Below are 3,289 nucleotides of genomic sequence, written 5' to 3' on the forward strand. Positions count from 1 at the left end.
CTACCATCGGCGATGCATCGTTTCACTGCTGAGTTCGGGATGGGATCAGGTGGTTCCAATGCTCTATGGTCGTCAAGAAATTCGGTAGCCAGCTCGTTTGCCTTGCGGCTCACGCTCCAGCGAATGGGTATGCGATAGTTTGGTGTTTTGTGAGTATCTCGAACTTTCGGTTCGTTTCGTCTTCACACACCGCAATCTGGTGCCTCTTCAGGTCAGCAAATTGCTTGGGTGTTATATGGTCAAGCCTCACGGGCAATTAGTATTGGTTAGCTCAACGCCTCACAGCGCTTACACACCCAACCTATCAACGTCGTAGTCTTCGACGGCCCTTCAGGGGACTCAAGGTCCCAGTGAGATCTCATCTTGAGGCTAGTTTCCCGCTTAGATGCTTTCAGCGGTTATCTATTCCGAACATAGCTACCCGGCAATGCCACTGGCGTGACAACCGGAACACCAGAGGTTCGTCCACTCCGGTCCTCTCGTACTAGGAGCAGCCCCTCTCAAATCTCAAACGTCCACGGCAGATAGGGACCGAACTGTCTCACGACGTTCTAAACCCAGCTCGCGTACCACTTTAAATGGCGAACAGCCATACCCTTGGGACCGGCTTCAGCCCCAGGATGTGATGAGCCGACATCGAGGTGCCAAACACCGCCGTCGATATGAACTCTTGGGCGGTATCAGCCTGTTATCCCCGGAGTACCTTTTATCCGTTGAGCGATGGCCCTTCCATACAGAACCACCGGATCACTAAGACCTACTTTCGTACCTGCTCGACGTGTCTGTCTCGCAGTCAAGCGCGCTTTTGCCTTTATACTCTACGACCGATTTCCGACCGGTCTGAGCGCACCTTCGTACTCCTCCGTTACTCTTTAGGAGGAGACCGCCCCAGTCAAACTACCCACCATACACTGTCCTCGATCCGGATAACGGACCTGAGTTAGAACCTCAAAGTTGCCAGGGTGGTATTTCAAGGTTGGCTCCACGCGAACTGGCGTCCACGCTTCAAAGCCTCCCACCTATCCTACACAAGCAAATTCAAAGTCCAGTGCAAAGCTATAGTAAAGGTTCACGGGGTCTTTCCGTCTAGCCGCGGATACACTGCATCTTCACAGCGATTTCAATTTCACTGAGTCTCGGGTGGAGACAGCGCCGCCATCGTTACGCCATTCGTGCAGGTCGGAACTTACCCGACAAGGAATTTCGCTACCTTAGGACCGTTATAGTTACGGCCGCCGTTTACCGGGGCTTCGATCAAGAGCTTCGCGTTAGCTAACCCCATCAATTAACCTTCCGGCACCGGGCAGGCGTCACACCCTATACGTCCACTTTCGTGTTTGCAGAGTGCTGTGTTTTTAATAAACAGTCGCAGCGGCCTGGTATCTTCGACCGGCGTGGGCTTACGCAGTAAATGCTTCACCCTCACCGGCGCACCTTCTCCCGAAGTTACGGTGCCATTTTGCCTAGTTCCTTCACCCGAGTTCTCTCAAGCGCCTTGGTATTCTCTACCCAACCACCTGTGTCGGTTTGGGGTACGGTTCCTGGTTACCTGAAGCTTAGAAGCTTTTCTTGGAAGCATGGCATCAACCACTTCGTGTTCTAAAAGAACACTCGTCATCAGCTCTCGGCCTTGGAATCCCGGATTTACCTAAGATTCCAGCCTACCACCTTAAACTTGGACAACCAACGCCAAGCTGGCCTAGCCTTCTCCGTCCCTCCATCGCAATAACCAGAAGTACAGGAATATTAACCTGTTTTCCATCGACTACGCTTTTCAGCCTCGCCTTAGGGACCGACTAACCCTGCGTCGATTAACGTTGCGCAGGAAACCTTGGTCTTTCGGCGTGGGTGTTTTTCACACCCATTGTCGTTACTCATGTCAGCATTCGCACTTCTGATACCTCCAGCAAGCTTCTCAACTCACCTTCACAGGCTTACAGAACGCTCCTCTACCGCATCACCTAAGTGATACCCGTAGCTTCGGTGTATGGTTTGAGCCCCGTTACATCTTCCGCGCAGGCCGACTCGACTAGTGAGCTATTACGCTTTCTTTAAAGGGTGGCTGCTTCTAAGCCAACCTCCTAGCTGTCTAAGCCTTCCCACATCGTTTCCCACTTAACCATAACTTTGGGACCTTAGCTGACGGTCTGGGTTGTTTCCCTTTTCACGACGGACGTTAGCACCCGCCGTGTGTCTCCCATGCTCGGCACTTGTAGGTATTCGGAGTTTGCATCGGTTTGGTAAGTCGGGATGACCCCCTAGCCGAAACAGTGCTCTACCCCCTACAGTGATACATGAGGCGCTACCTAAATAGCTTTCGAGGAGAACCAGCTATCTCCGAGCTTGATTAGCCTTTCACTCCGATCCACAGGTCATCCGCTAACTTTTCAACGGTAGTCGGTTCGGTCCTCCAGTTAGTGTTACCCAACCTTCAACCTGCCCATGGATAGATCGCCCGGTTTCGGGTCTATTCCCAGCGACTAGACGCCCTATTAAGACTCGCTTTCGCTACGCCTCCCCTATTCGGTTAAGCTCGCCACTGAAAATAAGTCGCTGACCCATTATACAAAAGGTACGCAGTCACCCAACAAAGTGGGCTCCCACTGCTTGTACGCATACGGTTTCAGGATCTATTTCACTCCCCTCTCCGGGGTTCTTTTCGCCTTTCCCTCACGGTACTAGTTCACTATCGGTCAGTCAGTAGTATTTAGCCTTGGAGGATGGTCCCCCCATATTCAGACAAAGTTTCTCGTGCTCCGTCCTACTCGATTTCATGACCAAGAGATTTTCGCGTACAGGGCTATCACCCACTATGGCCGCACTTTCCAGAGCGTTCCGCTAATCTCAAAGCCACTTAAGGGCTAGTCCCCGTTCGCTCGCCACTACTAAGGGAATCTCGGTTGATTTCTTTTCCTCAGGGTACTTAGATGTTTCAGTTCCCCTGGTTCGCTTCTTAAGCCTATGTATTCAGCTTAAGATACCTAACTTATGTTAGGTGGGTTCCCCCATTCAGACATCTCCGGATCAAAGTCTGTTTGCCGACTCCCCGAAGCTTTTCGCAGGCTACCACGTCTTTCATCGCCTCTGACTGCCAAGGCATCCACCGTATGCGCTTCTTCACTTGACCATATAACCCCAAGCAATCTGGTTATACTATGAAGACGACATTCGCCGAAAATTCGCGATTAAACTCACAAATTTTACCTTAGCCTGAACAACACCAGTGAAAGTGTTATCCAGTCTATCTTTCTATCACATACCCAAATTTTTAAAGAACGATCTAATCAAA

General features: G+C 51.1%; 2 rRNA genes. Both read right to left on the reverse strand.

Going from position 1 to position 3,289, the window contains the following annotated elements:
* Positions 1-77 (reverse strand): 5S ribosomal RNA (gene rrf / locus JFU11_RS27885); the annotation flags it as partial.
* 158 nt (positions 78-235) lie between these two features.
* Positions 236-3,127, reverse strand: a 23S ribosomal RNA gene (locus JFU11_RS27890).
* Positions 3,128-3,289 lie beyond the last annotated feature (162 nt).

Source organism: Pseudomonas sp. TH37 (genome assembly GCF_016650735.1).
Taxonomy (GTDB): Bacteria; Pseudomonadota; Gammaproteobacteria; order Pseudomonadales; family Pseudomonadaceae; genus Aquipseudomonas; species Aquipseudomonas farris.